The organism is Paenibacillus sp. 8b26, assembly GCF_050626875.1.
Lineage (GTDB): Bacteria > Bacillota > Bacilli > Paenibacillales > Paenibacillaceae > Paenibacillus.
The window spans coordinates 2,207,099-2,225,437 of sequence record NZ_CP192445.1 but is presented as its reverse complement, the minus strand read 5'-3'; the positions used below and the strand labels follow the sequence as shown (position 1 = coordinate 2,225,437).

The 18,339-nt window shown below is 41.9% G+C and carries 15 protein-coding genes and 1 pseudogene; 12 read left to right on the top strand and 4 right to left on the bottom strand.

Features of this window, described 5'->3' with window-relative positions; translation table 11 throughout:
• The first annotated feature begins 134 nt into the window (after nt 1–134).
• The 4 genes from ACQ4MX_RS10020 (at nt 135) to corA (ending at nt 4,412) form a co-directional block, all read left to right on the top strand.
• On the top strand, nt 135–1,583 hold the full coding sequence (locus ACQ4MX_RS10020) for an amino acid ABC transporter substrate-binding protein/permease (protein WP_431090402.1): 1,449 nt from the start codon (nt 135–137) through the stop codon (nt 1,581–1,583).
• On the top strand, nt 1,576–2,304 hold the full coding sequence (locus tag ACQ4MX_RS10015) for an amino acid ABC transporter ATP-binding protein (protein ID WP_431090401.1): 729 nt from the start codon (nt 1,576–1,578) through the stop codon (nt 2,302–2,304). Before ACQ4MX_RS10020 ends, ACQ4MX_RS10015 begins: the two co-directional genes overlap by 8 nt.
• A 427-nt stretch (nt 2,305–2,731) precedes the next feature.
• Nucleotides 2,732–3,223, top strand: a complete 492-nt coding sequence (locus ACQ4MX_RS10010) for a GNAT family N-acetyltransferase (RefSeq protein ID WP_431090400.1) — start codon at nt 2,732–2,734, stop codon at nt 3,221–3,223.
• Nucleotides 3,224–3,452: 229 nt separating this feature from the next.
• Nucleotides 3,453–4,412 (top strand): magnesium/cobalt transporter CorA, encoded by a 960-nt coding sequence (gene corA, locus ACQ4MX_RS10005; protein WP_431090398.1) that lies wholly within the window; start codon nt 3,453–3,455, stop codon nt 4,410–4,412.
• A 6-nt stretch (nt 4,413–4,418) separates the two neighbouring features.
• Here the strand turns inward: corA and ACQ4MX_RS10000 are convergent, their stop codons facing one another.
• On the bottom strand, nt 4,419–4,946 hold the full coding sequence (locus tag ACQ4MX_RS10000) for a tyrosine protein kinase (protein ID WP_431090396.1): 528 nt from the start codon (nt 4,944–4,946) through the stop codon (nt 4,419–4,421).
• Nucleotides 4,947–5,174: 228 nt separating this feature from the next.
• Here ACQ4MX_RS10000 and ACQ4MX_RS09995 point away from each other — a divergent pair, with 228 nt between their 5' ends.
• The 4 genes from ACQ4MX_RS09995 to rlmD all read left to right on the top strand — a co-directional run bounded on the left by ACQ4MX_RS09995 (nt 5,175) and on the right by rlmD (nt 9,225).
• Nucleotides 5,175–5,465, top strand: a complete 291-nt coding sequence (locus tag ACQ4MX_RS09995) for a YerC/YecD family TrpR-related protein (protein WP_014279885.1) — start codon at nt 5,175–5,177, stop codon at nt 5,463–5,465.
• Nucleotides 5,465–6,238, top strand: a complete 774-nt coding sequence (locus ACQ4MX_RS09990) for a sirohydrochlorin chelatase (protein ID WP_431090394.1) — start codon at nt 5,465–5,467, stop codon at nt 6,236–6,238. The genes ACQ4MX_RS09995 and ACQ4MX_RS09990 overlap by 1 nt, the downstream gene beginning before the upstream one ends.
• Nucleotides 6,239–6,424: 186 nt before the next feature.
• The gene (locus ACQ4MX_RS09985; RefSeq protein ID WP_431090392.1) at nt 6,425–7,306 is read left to right on the top strand and encodes a diacylglycerol kinase; all 882 of its coding nucleotides are present in this window, start codon (nt 6,425–6,427) and stop codon (nt 7,304–7,306) included.
• A gap of 242 nt (nt 7,307–7,548) precedes the next feature.
• A complete protein-coding gene (gene rlmD / locus ACQ4MX_RS09980) occupies nt 7,549–9,225 on the top strand; it encodes a 23S rRNA (uracil(1939)-C(5))-methyltransferase RlmD (RefSeq protein WP_431090390.1) in 1,677 nt (558 codons plus the stop codon).
• Between the two features lie 178 nt (nt 9,226–9,403).
• Here rlmD and ACQ4MX_RS09975 read toward each other — a convergent pair.
• Nucleotides 9,404–9,612: pseudogene (locus ACQ4MX_RS09975) on the bottom strand (IS30 family transposase); the annotation flags it as partial.
• A 176-nt stretch (nt 9,613–9,788) separates the two neighbouring features.
• Here ACQ4MX_RS09975 and ACQ4MX_RS09970 point away from each other — a divergent pair.
• Nucleotides 9,789–9,953 (top strand): HNH endonuclease, encoded by a 165-nt coding sequence (locus ACQ4MX_RS09970; protein ID WP_431091293.1) that lies wholly within the window; start codon nt 9,789–9,791, stop codon nt 9,951–9,953.
• Between the two features lie 171 nt (nt 9,954–10,124).
• Nucleotides 10,125–11,183, top strand: a complete 1,059-nt coding sequence (locus ACQ4MX_RS09965) for an HNH endonuclease (protein ID WP_431090389.1) — start codon at nt 10,125–10,127, stop codon at nt 11,181–11,183.
• A 775-nt stretch (nt 11,184–11,958) separates the two neighbouring features.
• Here ACQ4MX_RS09965 and ACQ4MX_RS09960 read toward each other — a convergent pair.
• The gene (locus ACQ4MX_RS09960) at nt 11,959–12,429 is read right to left on the bottom strand and encodes a hypothetical protein (protein WP_431090388.1); all 471 of its coding nucleotides are present in this window, start codon (nt 12,427–12,429) and stop codon (nt 11,959–11,961) included.
• A gap of 83 nt (nt 12,430–12,512) precedes the next feature.
• Nucleotides 12,513–15,119 (bottom strand): hypothetical protein, encoded by a 2,607-nt coding sequence (locus ACQ4MX_RS09955; protein WP_431090387.1) that lies wholly within the window; start codon nt 15,117–15,119, stop codon nt 12,513–12,515.
• A 582-nt stretch (nt 15,120–15,701) separates the two neighbouring features.
• Between ACQ4MX_RS09955 and ACQ4MX_RS09950 the strand changes: the two genes are divergently transcribed.
• Nucleotides 15,702–16,829 carry a DNA cytosine methyltransferase gene (locus tag ACQ4MX_RS09950; protein ID WP_431090386.1) on the top strand — a complete coding sequence of 376 codons (1,128 nt, stop codon included), beginning with the start codon at nt 15,702–15,704 and terminating at the stop codon, nt 16,827–16,829.
• 1 nt (nt 16,830) lies between these two features.
• Complete coding sequence (locus ACQ4MX_RS09945; RefSeq protein WP_431090385.1) at nt 16,831–17,919, top strand: restriction endonuclease; 1,089 nt, start codon at nt 16,831–16,833, stop codon at nt 17,917–17,919.
• The last annotated feature ends 420 nt before the right edge of the window (nt 17,920–18,339 follow it).

The following is an 18,339-nucleotide window of genomic DNA, read 5'->3' as shown; positions in this document are numbered from 1 at the left end:
CTTTTAAACCTTACCCGACCAGACAGATCCATGAAACATTATAAAAAAATATCTGACATCAAAGTAGTCAATTTTTGATAACTCCTGTAGAATAAACAGAAAACTTTGAACCGTTCAACTGACTGGAGGAACTTATGCAAAAATCTAGAAAACGAATAGTACTCATGATTTGTCTGTTTTTTGTGGTTACCCTGGCCGGTAATTTTGGCGTAGTGGCACATGCAGAAAACAAAACAAAATATGATATTGGCACGGATTCAACGTTCGCGCCTTTTGAGTTTGAAGATGTAGATGGTAAATTTGTCGGAATCGACATGGATCTGCTAGCTGCTATTGCCAAGGATCAGAATTTTGACTATACCATTAAGCCTCTTGGCTTTAATGCGGCAGTGCAGGCCCTTGAAACGAATCAAGTGGACGGCGTCATTGCCGGCATGAGTATTACAGATGAACGTAAGCAAAAATTTGATTTTTCTGAACCGTATTTTGATTCAGGTGTGGTCATGGCGGTCCGTAAGGATAATGATACGATTAAACGCTATGAGGACCTGAAAGGGCAGCGTGTCGCTGTCAAAACAGGAACAGAAGGCTACACGTTCGCAGAGTCCATTAAGGCCAAATATGGCTTTACTACGGTTCCGTTCGATGATTCCTCTCAAATGTACGATGAGGTTAAGACGGGAAACTCAGTTGCATGTTTTGATGACTATCCGGTGCTGGCATACGGAGTGACACAGAATAATGGACTCAAGCTTGTGACAGACAAGGAAAAAGGCGGTTCTTACGGTTTCGCTGTCAATAAAGGCAGAAACCAGGAACTGGTGGAGAAATTTAATGCGGGGCTTGTGAATCTTCGCAACAGCGGAGAATATGACAAAATCATGTCCAAGTACCTGGGCGAATCCGGCAAAGGTGCGGCACCTGTAGAGCGTGGTCGTTGGGAACTCATTTCCGCTTCTCTGCCTTCGCTGATCAAAGGAATGGGAAATACGCTGCTGTACACGCTTGTATCCCTGCTGGTAGCTTTTGTGCTGGGTTTGGTGTTCGGCTTTATGAAGGTGAGTCACAATAAACTGTTCCGTGGTATTGCAACAGTTTTTGTCGATGTTTTCCGTGGTATTCCGCTGATCGTACTTGCTTTCTTTATTTACTTTGGTATTCCGCAGGCACTGGATTTCAAAATGCCGCTCTTTGTTGCAGCCGTACTGACGTTGTCTCTGAACGCGGGAGCTTATGTGACAGAGATTATCCGTGGCGGTATTCAGTCCATTGATCCGGGACAAATGGAAGCGGCTCGTTCGCTTGGCTTGCCATACCGGACGGCTATGCTCAAAATCATTTTGCCGCAGGCTGTGAAAATCATGATCCCGTCGTTTATCAATCAGTTGGTTATTACGTTGAAGGATACGTCAATTTTGTCCGTTATCGGTCTGGTCGAATTGACCCAATCGGGTAAGATCATTATTGCGCGGACGTTCCAATCCTTTGATATTTGGCTGGTGGTTGCGGTGATGTATCTTATCGTCATTACAGTCCTGACCAAAATTTCCAACCGTCTTGAAGGGAGAGTTCGCCGTGGGTAAAATTATCGTCAAGAACCTGAAAAAAAGCTATGGCAGTAACGAAGTACTGAAAGGCATTGATATGCAAGTACAGGAAGGCGAGGTTGTCTGCGTCATTGGCCCCTCGGGTTCGGGGAAAAGCACGTTTTTGCGTTGTATGAACATGCTGGAGGAAATTACCGCAGGCGAGGTCATCGTGGATGACTACAACTTGAGTGACAAGAGTGTGGACATTAACAAGGTCCGTGAAAATATAGGCATGGTGTTTCAGCATTTCAACCTGTTCCCGCATATGACGGTGCTCAAGAACATTATGTTTGCGCCGACAGAGCTGGGTAAACAGTCTAAGGTAGAGGCACGGGAGACAGCCTTAAAGCTGCTGGAGCGTGTAGGCTTGTCCGATAAGGCAGATGCATTGCCAGGACAGTTGTCCGGCGGTCAGAAGCAGCGTGTAGCGATTGCACGCGCGCTGGCCATGAACCCGGATATTATGCTGTTTGACGAGCCAACCTCGGCGCTTGATCCTGAAATGGTCGGAGAGGTGCTCGGCGTCATGAACGATCTGGCCCGTGAAGGCATGACGATGATGATCGTGACGCATGAGATGGGTTTTGCACGCGAAGTAAGCGACCGTGTCGTGTTCATGGACGGCGGTTACATTGTGGAGGAAGGAACGCCACAAGAGGTATTCGGTAATCCGCAAAATGAGCGGACGATTAGTTTCTTGGAGAAAGTATTGTAAGTGGGGCAGGGTTTGCGTTGAATGTGTGAGATGTGCTCGTTGTGAGACGCTCCGCGGTCCATTTGATCTTTCGATCGCTGTTGCCCCTGAATTTTTGGATTGTATAAGACATGAAAAGGTGAAAATTCAGGGGCAAAGGCGAACGCTCCGCTTCTTCAGATTCAAATGTACCGCTGCGCTACTACTCGCTGAATCGACTCCTTTTTTCACAAAAGCCTGCCCCACTCTTTTGGGGTGGAGCAGGAGAGGGAACTGGCGCAGCGCTGTGCTTGCTGCGCTGAGGGAATAACGAGGTAAGTATTATATTCTGGTAGTAGATCCATTTTGATTTTTTTACAAAATGAACTAAAGAATACAACGAGTTGAACGAGAACGAAGTGGGCGCAACAGCGATGGGAAGCACCATCCGACCGCGGAGTGGCGCTTCGTGAACGTAGGTGGTTGTTCTTTTATGATGTTTATTTTCATAAGTGGAGGGCTTACTTTGGAGATAAGGACTGCTCATCACGAGGATATTCCGGCGTTGGCTTATTTAATGGAGGAGCTTGGTTATCCTACATCAGTTGAAGATATGAAGCAGAGATATGAGCGTATCGCTTCTAATCCTAACTATCATACCCTGGTTGCCGAAATTGAAGGGGAAGTGGTGGGGATGGTTGGGTTACACTCTGATATCTTTTATGAAAGAAATGAAGATTATGCGCGTATCGTTGTTTTTGTGATGGATTCAAAACATCGTAATAAAGGCATCGGCAAGGCGCTAAATCAGGAAGCGGAAGCTTGGGCCAAAGAGAATGGTTTGGTTGCCATTGCTTTGAACAGCGGTAATCGGAGTGAGCGACAGGATGCGCATCAATTTTATCGACGGTTAGGCTATGGAGCAACAAGCACAGGCTTTGTGAAATTAATTGAAGCATAGTTATCATTATAAGTTAGCTTCTTATTAGATAGAGATATGGAAATTATTGTTTGAGTTGGATTGTATTTTACAAGGATATCTTGGGGGATGTGATGGCCCAGGGATATCCTTTTCTTTATTTGGCTATATGAAGCATGAATACGGGGCTTGAGATTTGTATAACGCTGAATAGCTTATATACAATGTAAATGGAATCAAAGACAGTAGTGTTAGGCGAGGGGGTTGTACGGTGATACGTACATTGACTATAGGCCATGATCATCAGGTGATAGTGGGGCAGCCGCTGGAGCAGATCGTCATGGAGGATTATATATGGATGTGGGTGGATTTTAGCGAGCCTACCGATCATGAATCGGAGCTGCTGACGAGTTATTTTCATTTTCATCCGTTGGCTGTAGAAGATTGTTTGCATGTTCTGCAACGTCCAAAACTGGATTACTACGAGGATGTGCAATTTCTGGTAGTACATGCGCTGGATGTAGATACATTGGATGCGGAAGAAGTGGATATGTTTATTAGCAGCCGTTTCTTGGTGACATACCATCATCATGAACTGGAGGAGCTGGATCAGGCTTGGGAACGGATTGTCCAGCATGCCAATGAACGCAAAATTTGGTCGCGTGGGCCGTTGGCTGCGGCTTATACCGTGGTGGACAAGCTGGTGGATAACTATTTTCCGAGTTTGTTCATGATTGAGGATGAGTTGGCAGAGCTGGAGAGCCTGGGCGGGCGTGAATCGGTGGAGGACTTGATGAAGCAGGTATTTGCCCTGCGAGGCAGGCTGCTCAAGCTGCGCCGTACAATTGTGCCCATGCGGGATTTGATGTACCGGGTCCTTAATTCGCAGCATGTGCAGGGGAAAGGAGAGCATATGGCCTATTTTACAGATATTTATGACCATCTGCTAAAGCTGACCGATATGCTGGAGGCCGACCGCGAGATGACAGCCGACCTGAGAGACAGTTATATTTCGTTAAATTCCAATCGTATGAATTCGATCATGAAGACGCTGACCGTCATCACGACTGTTTTTATGCCCCTGACGCTGATTGCGGGTATCTATGGTATGAATTTTTCGTATATGCCCGAGCTGGGCTGGAAATACGGTTATTTTGGAGTACTGTTCTTTATGTTCATATTAAGTGCGGCGATGGTAATCTGGTTTATGCGTCGGGGCTGGTTCAAATAAAATAGCCTACTTTCTTTTGCGCTTGCGTGGACGTCTGCGCGGGGTAGTGGTGCTTTTGCGCTGCGTCTTTTTCCGGCGTGGGCGCGGTGGTGTGTATTCATCCAATTCCTCGGCGATTTCCGTTGCAGAATTTTTGCCCGCGGATTTGCCGAATGCTGGGAGCGCGCCCATAATCAGCTTCGCCATCGGAGCAAACTGCTGCACGCTGGACATGACCTTTTGTACCTTGCCGAAAGTAGCGACAATCCCGTCAATACCGCCCATACGGTCAATGATGCCTTTAATTTCGCCGAGATTGGGAAGGTTACCAAGGTTGCCGAGACCGCCGAGCAGTCCTCCTTTGGCCGGGACCGGATCAGGTGTGACCACGGCGGCGGATTCTGTAATACTTGATGGCGCCTCATAAGGCACGATTCCGGAGGAATCGACTTGCGGAACATCGCTGTACGGGTCGAGTCCCGGATACGAAGATGAATTATACGGATCGGAAAGGGAACGCTGTGGCGGCCTCCGATGATAGTAGTTTCCAGGCATGAGATCACATTCCTTTGTAGGTTGATACTCTACTGTATGTTACAAACGCACAGTGGGTTTAGGCGCGTGTCCCGAAATCAGGTATAAAAGCGGATTTGGGCTCAAGCACAGTAGGATCCTGCTGAAAAATAATGCTGTTCTGTGATGCGTGAAATCGTTAACGCTTGAAAAACCGACTATTCCTCGGGTACAATGGGGATAGATCGTAACCTTGGGAGATGATAATCCATGCAGCTCAAAAAGCTTAATGATAAAAGTATTGATCAATTGTTCGAAGCCATCCTAACTTTAAAAAATTTGGAAGAGTGCTATGTATTCTTCGATGATTTGTGCACGATTAATGAAATTCAATCCCTCTCTCAACGTCTGGAAGTTGCCCGTATGCTGGGCAAGGGCAGTACGTATAACCAGATTGAAGCAGAGACGGGTGCCAGCACAGCTACGATTTCACGTGTTAAACGTTGCTTGAACTACGGTAATGACGGGTATAAATTGACACTTGAGCGTCTGGGGCGCTAATGCGAAGCCCTGGGATACTGGTCATTAGCCATGGCTCAAGGGAGTCGTATTGGGTGGAACAGGTGGATCAGGCAGCCGCAAAGCTTCATTTGCCGAAGGACATGCCGTTAGAGGTTTCATTTTTGGAAACGGTTAAAGGAAGATTGATCCAGGATGGTATTGACCGTTTGGAAGCCCGAGGTGTGACAGATTTGCTGGTTGTGCCCTTGTTTATGTCATCCGGCAGCACGCATGTAGACGAGATCAGTTATGCGCTGGGAGTCAAGGATACACCAGACAAAGAAACGGATTTGGAGCCTTTTCGAGTCAAGGCGCGTGTGCATTTTGGCAGTCCGCTGGATGATGGAGAAGATGTGGCTCACATGGTTTGGGACAAGGTTAGCCCATTGTCGGTCAACCCTGCGAGAGAGACTATTTTGCTTGTGGGACATGGCAGTGTGCATGATGGCTTTTTTCAGCGCTGGGAGCGAGGGATTTCTTCGTTAGCCCGTACGGTGCAAAGGGTGAGTAGTATCGCAACGGACTACGCCTTGCTGAATCCTGAGAGTGTATATGATAAGGTAGCGTATTGGAAGCAGGAGCGGGGTCATGATGTTATTGTGGCACCGCTTTTTTTAAGCTCGGGATATTTTACAAGTCATATCATTCCTGGACGATTACAGGGGCTTGAATACCGTTATTCAGGAGATCCTCTACTGCCGCATCCCCTGCTCACAAGCTGGATGAACGGGCAAATTCATGAACTGCTGCAAAGAATGCAGAAGCAAGATTGAGCAACAGGCCGCTTGTTTCAGCTACAGCTTTTATCATAGCCTGAAATTTCCGTATTTAGGTAAGTGTTGGCTTCTTTTATTGTAAAAGAGGCCTTTTTCCAGTATGATGATATTTCGTATAGAGTGAATATGATGAATGAGAATATAAACATAAATATCATTAAATATACGGGTGGCGTAACGGGAATGAAAAGTGCTAGATTGATCTATAATCCGACCTCCGGACGTGAGGAAATGAAGCGTCGCCTTGCGGACATTTTGCAGCGTCTGGATGAAGGTGGTATTGAAGCCTCTTGCCATGCAACTACGGGCGAAGGGGATGCAACTCGTGCGACAGCAAAAGCCATTGAGCGCGGGTATGATATGATCATCGCCGCAGGCGGGGATGGTACATTGTACGAAGTTATTAACGGGATGGCCGAAAAGGAAAACCGTCCGCCCTTGGGCGTATTCCCGCTAGGGACGACGAATGATTTTGCAAGGGCCTTGGGCATTCCCAAGCAATGGGAGGACTATTGTGATCTGGTCATTCGTCAAAATGCGAAGCCGCTGGATATCGGAAAAGCTAATGACCGTTATTTTATTAACATCGCGGGTGGCGGTACTTTGACCGAGCTTACGTATGAAGTTCCCAGTAAGCTGAAAACGATGATTGGACAGTTGGCTTATTATTTTAAGGGTGTGGAGAAAATGGTTAGCCTTGCCCCGCAAGAACTGATTATCAAGGCATCGGGTCAGGAAGTGATACACGACGAGTTCATGCTTTTCCTGATTGCTAATACGAACTCGGTGGGCGGATTTGAAAAGCTGGCGCCCGGTGCGACCATTGATGATGGGCTGCTCGATGTGATCGCTGTGCGCAAATGTAATTTGGCGGAAATGATCCGGTTGGTGACACTCGCGCTGCGTGGTGAGCATTTGCAGGACAAGAAGATCGTTTATTTTAAAACGGATTACATGGAAGTAACCTCGCCCGGCTATGTCCAGCTTAATCTGGATGGCGAACTGGGTGGAACCTTGCCAGCAACTTTCCGCAATTTACCGCAGCATTTGAATGTTTTTCGGTAAGGAATGATGGTGAGTGTTCTCGCTTCTCATCGCAGTACAGTATATGGAATGTAGAGCTGGAAGTTATTCTTCGCTGTGACGATATCGGTTCTTGCCGTTCTCCGTGGGGGGTAACGGCATTTTCGAGTTCACGGTACTGGTGTTAATGTGTAGAGCGATGGCCGTGTGATTATATATGAGGCTGTATGCCGATCATGAGCATAAACAGGTTTGAAAAGATTATCAGAAAGAAGTGACATATAATGACGAGTAACCGTAGCGGACGTGGAAAAAGCCGCCGGAATGAAGCAGCTCCCAATCAAGGGAAGCCGCAGAAAAAGACCATGCCGATGAACAGTGAAAGAGGGCAGGGACAGCTTCGAACTGGGAGCGGAAATGGAAGTGCGAGTGGAAGTGAGCAGGAAAGGGAACGGAAGACATCGGAAAAGGGACGAGGAACGCGTCGTTCTTCCGGTGGTGGACAGAGTCAGGATGCATACAATCGTAACCGAGTCAGCGCAGAGCGTACCGATCTGCCTGTGCAAAAAAACGATGAAGCCGTGATGGACATCATTGGCATGAACCATGACGGCGAAGGTGTGGGACGCGTTGAGGGTTTTACGCTGTTCGTTCCAGGCGCGTTGCCGGGTGAAAAGGTGCGGATAAAGGTGCTGAAAACGAAAAAGCAGTATGGCTATGCCAAGCTGCTGGATATCGTGCAGGCAAGCCCTGACCGGATTGCAGCTCCCTGCGCCATCTACGATCAGTGCGGCGGCTGTCAGATCCAGCATATGAGCTACGAAGCGCAGCTAGGCTGGAAGCGCCAGCATGTCGTGGACGTGCTGGAGCGTATCGGGAAGTTGAGTGTGGAGGGAAATGAAGGTTCCATCGCAGGTGAAAAAACTGCCGTGAAGGTACTTCCTACGCTGGGGATGAACGAGCCGTGGCGGTACCGTAACAAAGCCCAAGTGCCGATCGGCGTCACCGAAGGCGGACTTGTCGGCGGCTTCTACGCACGTGGCAGTCATCGTATCGTGGATATGGACACCTGTCTCATACAGGACGAGCGTAACGACGAGGTTGTCGCGCGTGTCAAAGAGATTGGACGGACGCTGGGCATCAGCGCATATAATGAAGAAACCGGACGCGGACTGCTGCGCCATGTCGTCGTCAAGACTGCTTTTCGTACAGGTGAAATGATGCTGGTGCTCGTTACGAATGGACGAGATATCCCACACGCAGATGCCTGGATCGGCAGTATTCGTGAGCATATCCCACACGTGGCAAGCATTTGCCAGAACGTGAATACCAAGCGAACGAACGTTATTTTTGGCGACGAAACTCGTGTGCTGTGGGGCCGTGACGTGATCTACGACTACATCGGAAACGTCCAATTCGCTATTTCCGCGAGATCCTTTTATCAAGTGAACCCTGTTCAAACCGAAGTGCTGTATAGCAAAACCGTTGAATATGCCGGACTCACGGGCAAAGAAACGGTGATTGACGCGTACTGCGGCATTGGCACGATTTCTTTGTTCCTCGCTCAGCATGCGGACCAGGTGTATGGGGTGGAGATCGTCAAAGAAGCTATTGAGGATGCACGGAGTAATGCGCTGTTGAACAATATGCGCAATGTGAAGTTTGAGGTAGGCGCGTCCGAAGACGTCATCCCCGCCTGGAAAGAACAAGGCATCACCGCCGACGTCATCGTCGTCGACCCGCCCCGCAAGGGCTGCGATCCTCGCTTGCTCGAAACCATTCTGGAGATGAAGCCAGAGCGCGTGGTCTATGTATCCTGTAATCCGAGCACGCTGGCACGGGATTTAAGAATACTGGAGGATGGCGGGTATAGTACAGTGGAAGTGCAGCCCGTGGATATGTTTCCGCATACGGTGCACGTGGAGTGCGTGGTAGTAATATATCGAGATGAGAAGCATTGATGGACTAGGGTTTAAGAACAATTTGAATATGTTCCTGCATTCAAAAAAATGCTTTAGCGTTGAGTGCGGGAATATATATTATTTCATACATGAGGGACGAGAAGTCGGTGGAATTGCTGGTGCCTAAGGGCAATTAATTTTGAAAGATGTATTGGCGTAGTAGGGAGAAAACAAATTGTCAAGCCGAGTGCGACAGTTCCTCAGTGAAAGATTCGTAAGCGGTCTTCTCAAGATATTTTCGAGCACGATGGTTGATCAAATCAAGCGAATGCTCCAATGCCATATTCGATATTTGTGCAAAGTCTATTCTCTTGGAAAATGTGCGGTTTCTAGGTTCGCGTAACAGGAAAATTCCTTTCCCCGATCTGCCGTAGCGGTTTGAAATGTTCAACGAAAATCAATGTGGAATGAAGGAGTTTCCAGTCGGATTGTGGAATAAGATATAGAGAACAATCAAGCTGTTTTCTCGGAGTGAGATACATGAACTTTATGTCGGTGAGGATTCATGTGCCTGAAGACTGGAAAACTTACCACCGTCGTTGTGTAATAACAGGTAAGAAAACATTGCCTGTATTGGAAGTCTGGAAGTCGCACATATAAAGCCTTATTCGGAAAATGACCCTCATATGATAAACAACGGATTATGGTTGAGAAAAGATATTCATACATTAGTTGACCGAGGATATATTACGATTAATGAAGGTTTCAGATTGAGGTCAGTAAACTGATAAAAGAGGACTGCAGAATGGTAAGGAGTTTATGCTTTCCATGGAAAGGAACTGACCGAGATTCCTGAACTGCAAAATGAATGGTCTTCCCCGCAGTTTTTAGTTTGACACAATGAGAAAGTGTATTTGGTTTAGAACTTAAAAAGTAGAATTAAAGTTGAGGTGAAATGTATGGCTTTTCCTTCTTTGAGACCTACACAACGAGATAGAGAATATAAAAAAGTTACTCAGCAATTACGGGATCGTGTAGTCTTAGAATACATAATAAATGATAAATCCCACCGTTGGCTTGACGAACATGTTCTTAAGCTTGATCCAAATTACTCACGTGGGTACATGTCAATGGGGTTGTTGCATTTCATCGGTTTGTGGGATGAACATAAAGGTCTTTATGGAAGTAAATCTGCTGAGGAAGTTATAGATATTCTTTTAAAGCAGAATCAAAAGGAATTCAAACCTATTGTTGATTCGTTGGTTCGGCAACAAAACCAATTGTATTCAGATGATTCGTTCGACTTATTTACGATAAATGAGTCTGTGCCGCCTTTATTTAAAAAGCTGGGTAAATCTCAATATTCAGATGGTGTTCGTATAGACAAGGAGTACCATCGATATTTCAATCCACTCGATTCAAAGTACCATGTCAAACGTGGGACAGCGAGAAAGATTAAGATTTTGTTTAACAATTCCATCTATGATGCTGAGTATCGTTATGAAGATCAAACTAATAAAAGTATTGAACTGCAAAGTATTCGATTTAGAAAAGAACTTAAACAGGCCTTTATGAAAGTATTTGCTGAACCGATTGGGTCATTTAACATTTATGTTGGAGCAGACTTAAAACATTTTGTGTTTGAGATTGTTCCCCAAAACTTTTATGAAGATAATGATGAAGAATACCCTGAGGGTGCAATTGCCTTTCGATTGCATAAAGTTCGAGAGCGCAATCCGGCAGTAATCAAGAAAGCAAAACAGATATTTTTTAAGAATTACAAACGATTATTCTGTGAAGTATGTGGTTTCGATTTCCAAAAAGTATATGGAAATAGGGGTTCTGACTTTATTGAGGGTCATCATAAAAGGTTAATTAGTGAGATGACCGAAGGCGAAAAAACAAAAGTAGAAGATATTGCTCTTGTTTGCTCTAATTGTCACCGTATGCTCCATCGGTCTCCTGCGCTAAAGATTGATGAACTACAAGTAATAATTGATAGAAAGCGGGGATCATGATTACGTCTATTTATTTGCTTTTAACACAAAAAAATGGTATTTTCTACAGTTGATGAAAGTATACAAGGAGCTAACGAAACAGGCAAGTTTGTGGCTCTTCGCTATACTACGTGGGAAAAGCTACGTTTGAAAGGCATAATAGAGCGATTTGACATGGAGCCTCTACGGGCATGAGTACTCGCGAAAGCCGCGAAGCATAGGGACTTCGCGATACTAACCAGCTTATCATGCCCGCCTCTCCATATAAAATCGCTCTCTATTTACCCCACCCAGAGTAGCGAGGAAGCAAAAAAACGCTTAAAGGTTGAGTGCGGGAACATATTTTATTTAAAAAGGTATGTGGAGTGTAAAGTGTTACTAGCTTTTAAGGATGCTACGGAGCAAAGAATCTTTATTGCGCCTTTATTGGCAAAATTACACTCGATCCATTTGCATATAAAGAATATGACTATGTTAGGTATAGCCTTTGATGAGTTTGGAGAGGATAAGTAGTATCTGGACTCAGTGTCTATCATTTGATTGAAGTAATAGCTCTAAGGGAGTATTCGACAAAAGAAGATAGTGTAACCTATAAAAGTAAGTATAGAATGTTTAGATGAAGAGGATTACATATCTGGTATTCATATTAAGAGCGTCAACTGTTGAATACTTTGTAACAAAATTGTGCACTTCCATATTTTGCGAACACGTTAGAATAAAATTTCTTGTACATGCTAAACTTTTTTACTTTGGATACTGTTCCACTCTCTGGCTTTCCTAGGTATAAAAGTACGCCCTAATTAATTTTAATATCATTGAATACAAAAGAATGATTCATCTGTAAAGTGATGTTATGGCTTTTCCATTTCCAGTTAAACAGGTCAGTGTTTGAATTTTCGTTTAATTTTAACCGATTAAAATTAAGCGCTTGAGCAATTTCCTTTCGAATCAATTCTAGATGTGAGTCGGTCAACCATTTTTGCCAATGGAAAGGGACTTTATAATAGCTCAAATAAAGAGACTGTAAAAAAGAGTTAGGAAGCATATCATTGTAAAGAACCCGCTGAAAAGAATAAATCTCCCCTTTACTAGTAGAAACAATTACAAAAGCATGATCAAAGTAAAAGCAGAAAGCGACCAAGCCTTGAGGAGTTTCTGTTTTATGGCTTTTGTTGAATTGCTCAATTAATAATTGACTAATATGCTCTTTTATAAATAAATCTGGTTCAACCTTAAAGAGTTGCTCGCTTACTGTCAGCAGTGTCATATCGAACCTCCTCAAAAGACAACCAACAAGAACAAATGTTCCTGTTGGTTTTTATTATATCATTTATTAACTTGAGATAACAGTTACTTTTTTCGAATTAATTTTTTTGTAAGTTTGGTTGTATTTAAAATCGGATAGCTTTCTGCAGCTATTTCGATATCTTCAAGCTGTTCATCAATATACTCTTTTGTAATAATGACATCATCTGTTGTAAATATGGCAGCGATTTGTTTATAAAAAATATCAGGTGTTTTATCGATTTTATCTTTATTAGCAATAAATTGATCGTATAAATAGGCCAAATCTCTGGAATTGATAAATACTGGTTTTGTATGGTGACCTTTAACAATCTCCTCACGTAAAAATTCAGCCATTGCTCGTGCCTGTTTCTCTCTAAATTTGTTGCCAATAAAAATATGAGAAGTTATTTCTCTTGAAGTGCAATAAGCTGAAATATTAACCAGTCTGTTTAACTGATTTATATAATGCAGGCTTTTTCGATTTTCAGAAGATCCTAGCTTATAGCCGGATTTTTCTAATGTGAATTTACAATCATAAGTGAATGCGTGTTTTATTTCGGTAGAAAAGGAGCCGCTATTTTCCTTATATTGAATTGCAAAAATTCCTTCAGGAACAGCATGACCAGTGTATTCTTTCCCCCATTTCTCAGAATTCGGAAAAAGATGTTTAATAATTGTAAATGCATCATCTTCGAGCATGTTTTCATCATACATATCTTCTAGAGTGGATGTTTTATCACCAATATAAGTTAGTTTTTTTGTTGCTTTCATTGCAGCAGTCACAACCATATGATGAGTACGCTTTTCCAAATCTTTGAGATAATTCTCCATTAAATTAAAGAATTGACCGGATTTATTTTGAACATAAATGTCACCAAATGTAATTTGTTCCACAGTTTCGATAGCATAGCGGTCACTTGTCTGCTTGTCAATTCCATAGCATATAATAATCGTTGGAATCAATTTTCGTTCTATCCATTCAAGGGTCTTTTTAGGTAACAGACTGTCTGTTACCAGTATTTGATAGGGTTCGTCCTTATACAAAAAGCGCTTAAAGGTATACTTGTTTTTTTTAAATGTTTGTGTAGATGTTGTTGGATTATCACAACTTTGGTGATGATTAACGAACGTATTAATCAATTGATGAATATAATTTTCAATGTTTTTTCCTTTTGGAACCAATTCCTCATTAGTAAATTGGTTAATAGATTCATCACATTCCGGACAGATCAATTGTTGTTCCTCATCATCTACGGAGAGCACCTTAAGTGCCGTACGATCTGTAGTGGTAAAGCTACAAGTTGGATTTGAACAATGAAAACTGGTTTCTTCATTAACAACGATTAATTGATGTGCATTCAATTCTTCGTATATTTTTTTATGCTCGTGCGTGAATGGATCGGTGCTGGCGAATCTGAAAATCTGGTCGACTTTGAATGCTTCGCCACCATCAAATTTATTCCGAACAGGCTGATCGAGCGGAAAACCAAACTTCTTTAAAAATTTTTCTTTAATAGAATTTTTGGTTGAATCATCTAAATTACTGTCATTAAGCTTGAAAATTACATTCCCATCTTCGAGAACAATTGAACGAATGGACTTGGAATGCTTCTCTGAACGAAAACCAATTTTCTTAATATCCTTAAGACTGTACAAGTCAACAATACCTCTATTAAAAGCATCATTAACGCTAGGCCAGATGTCACTGCCTTTGAGCTGTAAAATAACATCGGGTGATTTAATAAGCAAAGAGTTGGAAAATGTAATAGATTCGATGGAAAAATCATCAGGCTCTTCATCACCGACAGGTGTGCCTTCCCGAAAAAGCTGAACAATATCTTCCACATTATAATTACTGAATACGCTATTCTCCATTTTGCGAAGAATAGTATTAAATTGTTCATCAAAATATTTTTTTACGCCAATTGCATCGCTAGAAGATGCCTTAATTTCCAGTGTATGCTTGCTGTTGTCTAACGAGAACAGAATTTGGTCACGGTCTTTAATCCGCCTGTTTTCGTCATAGCCGGGTCTTTTAGAGTCTTTTATCAATTTGTATAGGAGATAGATCGAATGTTTTTTATCTATATCACAGTGGGCTACCGTTCTGTACTCGCTACTATGACCTGAATTTTTATACAGGATATTGACAAGCTGCTGTTGAAAGACAGAATCCCTACTCAATTTGCTTCTTATATCAGGAAAATCTTTACCCGCTACATAAATATCACCGGATATTTTATTCCTCCATTCGTGTAAAACAAATACCTCAAGTAGCCAGTTTGGATCGGCATAAAATAAATGAATCAGTTTGGTAAGTGGAGAGATAGACGGAGTAGCATAGTCCGGCAATTTACAGCGGAACACTTCTTCTACCGCTTTTTTCTTTCTCTTTAAAAATTCTTTTAAAAAGAGTAAATTCAGAAATTCTGGGCTATCTTTTAGATTTCGAGTCCATTTTTGTTCCTCCTTAAAATCAGACAGCTTAAGAATGGATTGGAGGCCTTCTTTATCTGCCGGACTTAAGTAAGCGATAAACGCTGATTTAGCGGCTTCCGCTTTTTGGGTATCTGAGTAAATTTCTGAAATTTTTTCGTGATTTACGAGTAAATTATCCCAGTATGCTGAATTAGCCTTAGCTGTATGGGTGACTTGGGGTGTATTTGACATTCGATCAATTCCTTCCGACGTTCTATAAGCTACAGGAAAGTAGTACATATAGACTAATAATCATAATTCTTTTATACTATAATCATGTAAAAAAATCCAATAATTCTAACAAAATAGAATCTGTTTTTGGTTTCATCTGACAGGGGCAGTTTGTGCCTTTACTCACTTGTTCTTATCCTTTGTACTGTTCCATAGCATAAGTAAGATGTACTTTGATATCGGCTCGATGAACCATGTCTGGATACAGAGCAACTTTGAGGGAAGCGCCCATGTTAACAGAAGAAGTACATAAAAAAGTAGATATATTATGGTTGATAGTTTGGAAGCTCTATTAAAAAAAGCTGTTTTTAGTGATTACAGAAATAAGATTAAAAGATTTAATGAGGGGCAAGAGTAGCATCGTTCCAAAAGGTATAATTGCTTTTCCTAAGTTTGTATTGTTTTAATAGTTGTAACTAAAGTATTGGCTGGTTCTTACTAGTCAATACTTTTTTATTTTGTTATTATTAGTTGTTAAGAAAGCAGAGAATGAATTTTAAGATTTGAAATGTCTAAATTTGATTTGAGGTAGGATAAACAACAATGGATAATGCACCAACTATCTTTTCATTTTTTTCCGGAGCAGGTTTTTTGGATTTAGGGTTTGAAAAAACCGGATATAATGTTGCGTTCGTAAACGAGTATCATCGTCCTTTTATGGAGACGTATATACACTCACGCAGAGTTATGGGGATTCCAGAACCTGAACTTGGATATCATTTATGCGACATAACTGAGTTTGAGCAAGAGGCTGAAAGTGAGTCTTTATCAAGATTAATTAATAGAACAAAAAATGAAAAACGTTTAGTTGGATTTATTGGTGGTCCTCCTTGTCCTGACTTTTCTGTGGCTGGAAAAAACAGAGGTCAAGAAGGTGAAAACGGTAGGTTGTCTGCAACATACATTGATTTAATTTGCAAACAAAAGCCTGATTTTTTCTTGTTTGAGAATGTAAAAGGACTTTGGCGAACAACCAAACATCGAGCGTTTTATGAAGAGATGAAAACAAAACTGCATAGATGCGGATATTTAACAACTGAACGTTTAATTAATTCAATTGAATATGGTGCACCTCAACAGCGTGAACGTATTATATTAATTGGTTTTCAAAAAAGTGTATTAAAGAATCTAGGGATTAAGCTTGATGCAGGTCAATCTCTAACAGATATCTTCCCTTGGGAAGAACATTTGAAATATCGTATTGATGATATTAATGCTATGCCCTGGCCTGGAATGGAACCATTTCTTGAAGAAGGTGAGCGTGAAAAACCAGAAGGTATTAGTGAAGAATTGACAGCTGATTATTGGTTCAAAAAAAATGATGTTGAAAATCATCCCAATGCTCATCAATACTTCACTCCAAGAGCAGGACTGGCGAAATTTTTAGTTATTCCAGAGGGGGATGATTCTAAAAAGTCATACAAGCGTTTGCATCGATGGAGGCCCTCTCCAACAGTAGCGTATGGTAACAATGAAGTTCATCTACATCCATATAAAGCTCGCCGCTTGTCAGTTGCTGAAGCATTAGCACTACAAAGCTTGCCGAAAGAATATGAATTACCTCCAGCCATCACGTTATCAAACGCATTCAAGACAGTGGGAAATGGTGTTCCTTATGAAGCAGCCAAAGGAATTGCAGAAACTATTTTGGATTTTTTAAAGGTGGATTAGAATGAGTAGACTAACCGCAGCTAACCTTGTCCATGAAATTGGAATGTTGCCAAAAAGCAGTGTATATAATTACGTTCACAGCAAGACCCCTACACTTATTAAAATTGTTAATGTGGTTAAGCCAGAAGGACCAATTGTTATTCAAAGGATTCGTCCTAATAAAGGTGAGACCTGGAATAATGCTAAAGAAGAATCTATTTCTATGCAAATGATTTGGAGGTTAGCAAATACACTTGCTCCAAATCATCCAATCAACGTAGATAGAATATTTGGTGGAAGCTACAATACTCGTTCTGCTCTGGAAGCATTACTTGCTCACACACCTCAATTTTATTATTGTTATCCAGGTCGTATTGAGAGCATTAGTTCTAATAGTAAGATTAAACCTGGTCATAAGCATATCATGTGGTGTCCAGATAATCCTCATGCTCCAAACGTTATGGTCAAAGCAGAAGTGGATATAGTTATTTCAGAAGTTCCTAATACTGAAATTGTCTATGATGCATTAGTTCTTCCAGACGAGATTCAAACTCCCGAATTAGACATTGAGATGAAACGTAGACACTGCCAAATGCAAATAGCTCTTATTGAAATTGGTCAACATCTTGGTTTTAAAACATGGATTGCTCAAAATGATAAAGGCATTGTTTATAAGAATCGAAAAATAGGGGAAATGGAAGATGTTATTACTTCGCTTAAAAAAGAAGAAAATGTGATGCAGAACTTTTATGATGCTCAAAAGGCGGCATTACTTATTGATTGTATTTGGTTTAAAAATGGAAAGCTAATGCCAGCTGTCATGGAAGTTGAACATAGTACAGGAGTTACAAGTGGTTTAACACGAATGAAAGGGCTACAAGATGCATTACCACCCTTCCCAACTCGTTATGTCATTGTAGCTCCTGATGAGGATAGGGATAAGGTTTTTAGAGAAGCATCCAGGCCTCAATTCCAATCCTTAAACACTAGATTTTTCCCTTATAGCGCAGTTGAAGAAATGTATGCCTTATTCAAACGACGTAAATTAAAAGGTATTACAGAAGAGTTTTTGGATAGCTATATGGAGCCAGTACTGACTCAGTTAGCTTAAAAAGTAGGCCTGCCCTCATTTTATTGTGGGTAGGTTATTTTTTTATAATTTCACTTTTGGGCCTGAAAAGCATTTAAATTGAACCGAAGCAGAGATTTACCAAAGCAACGTACGAAGATTTATTTGAAAGTGATAAATATAAATACAGCATTTGTTGATAATCTAAGTTGCAACAATAATGATGTTGAGTTTAAGCTGACGGAAGACTTGGAAAGTTCATCGATCTCTTCTTTATTCAACAAAATTGAACGAAGTAAGTATCTATGAAATTCTGAATAAGTTTTTGGGTATTATTATGTTCAAGGCTTGTATTTAGTTTATATAATAAGTATCTGTCCTTGACTTTCTTGTTCCCTTTTAAATCTTTTCTTCTTTAAAAAAGTTTGTCCAATCGTTGTCTTTTAAAGTGAAGGTATATGC

Coding starts and splice junctions, on each gene's coding strand:
- ACQ4MX_RS10020 (WP_431090402.1), top strand. CDS start 135: ATGCAAAAATCTAGAAAACGAATAGTACTCATGATTTGTCTGTTTTTT.
- ACQ4MX_RS10000 (WP_431090396.1), bottom strand. CDS start 4,946: ATGCCTGGAAACTACTATCATCGGAGGCCGCCACAGCGTTCCCTTTCC.
- ACQ4MX_RS09995 (WP_014279885.1), top strand. CDS start 5,175: ATGCAGCTCAAAAAGCTTAATGATAAAAGTATTGATCAATTGTTCGAA.
- ACQ4MX_RS09990 (WP_431090394.1), top strand. CDS start 5,465: ATGCGAAGCCCTGGGATACTGGTCATTAGCCATGGCTCAAGGGAGTCG.
- ACQ4MX_RS09985 (WP_431090392.1), top strand. CDS start 6,425: ATGAAAAGTGCTAGATTGATCTATAATCCGACCTCCGGACGTGAGGAA.
- rlmD (WP_431090390.1), top strand. CDS start 7,549: ATGACGAGTAACCGTAGCGGACGTGGAAAAAGCCGCCGGAATGAAGCA.
- ACQ4MX_RS09965 (WP_431090389.1), top strand. CDS start 10,125: ATGGCTTTTCCTTCTTTGAGACCTACACAACGAGATAGAGAATATAAA.
- ACQ4MX_RS09960 (WP_431090388.1), bottom strand. CDS start 12,429: ATGACACTGCTGACAGTAAGCGAGCAACTCTTTAAGGTTGAACCAGAT.
- ACQ4MX_RS09955 (WP_431090387.1), bottom strand. CDS start 15,119: ATGTCAAATACACCCCAAGTCACCCATACAGCTAAGGCTAATTCAGCA.
- ACQ4MX_RS09950 (WP_431090386.1), top strand. CDS start 15,702: ATGGATAATGCACCAACTATCTTTTCATTTTTTTCCGGAGCAGGTTTT.
- ACQ4MX_RS09945 (WP_431090385.1), top strand. CDS start 16,831: ATGAGTAGACTAACCGCAGCTAACCTTGTCCATGAAATTGGAATGTTG.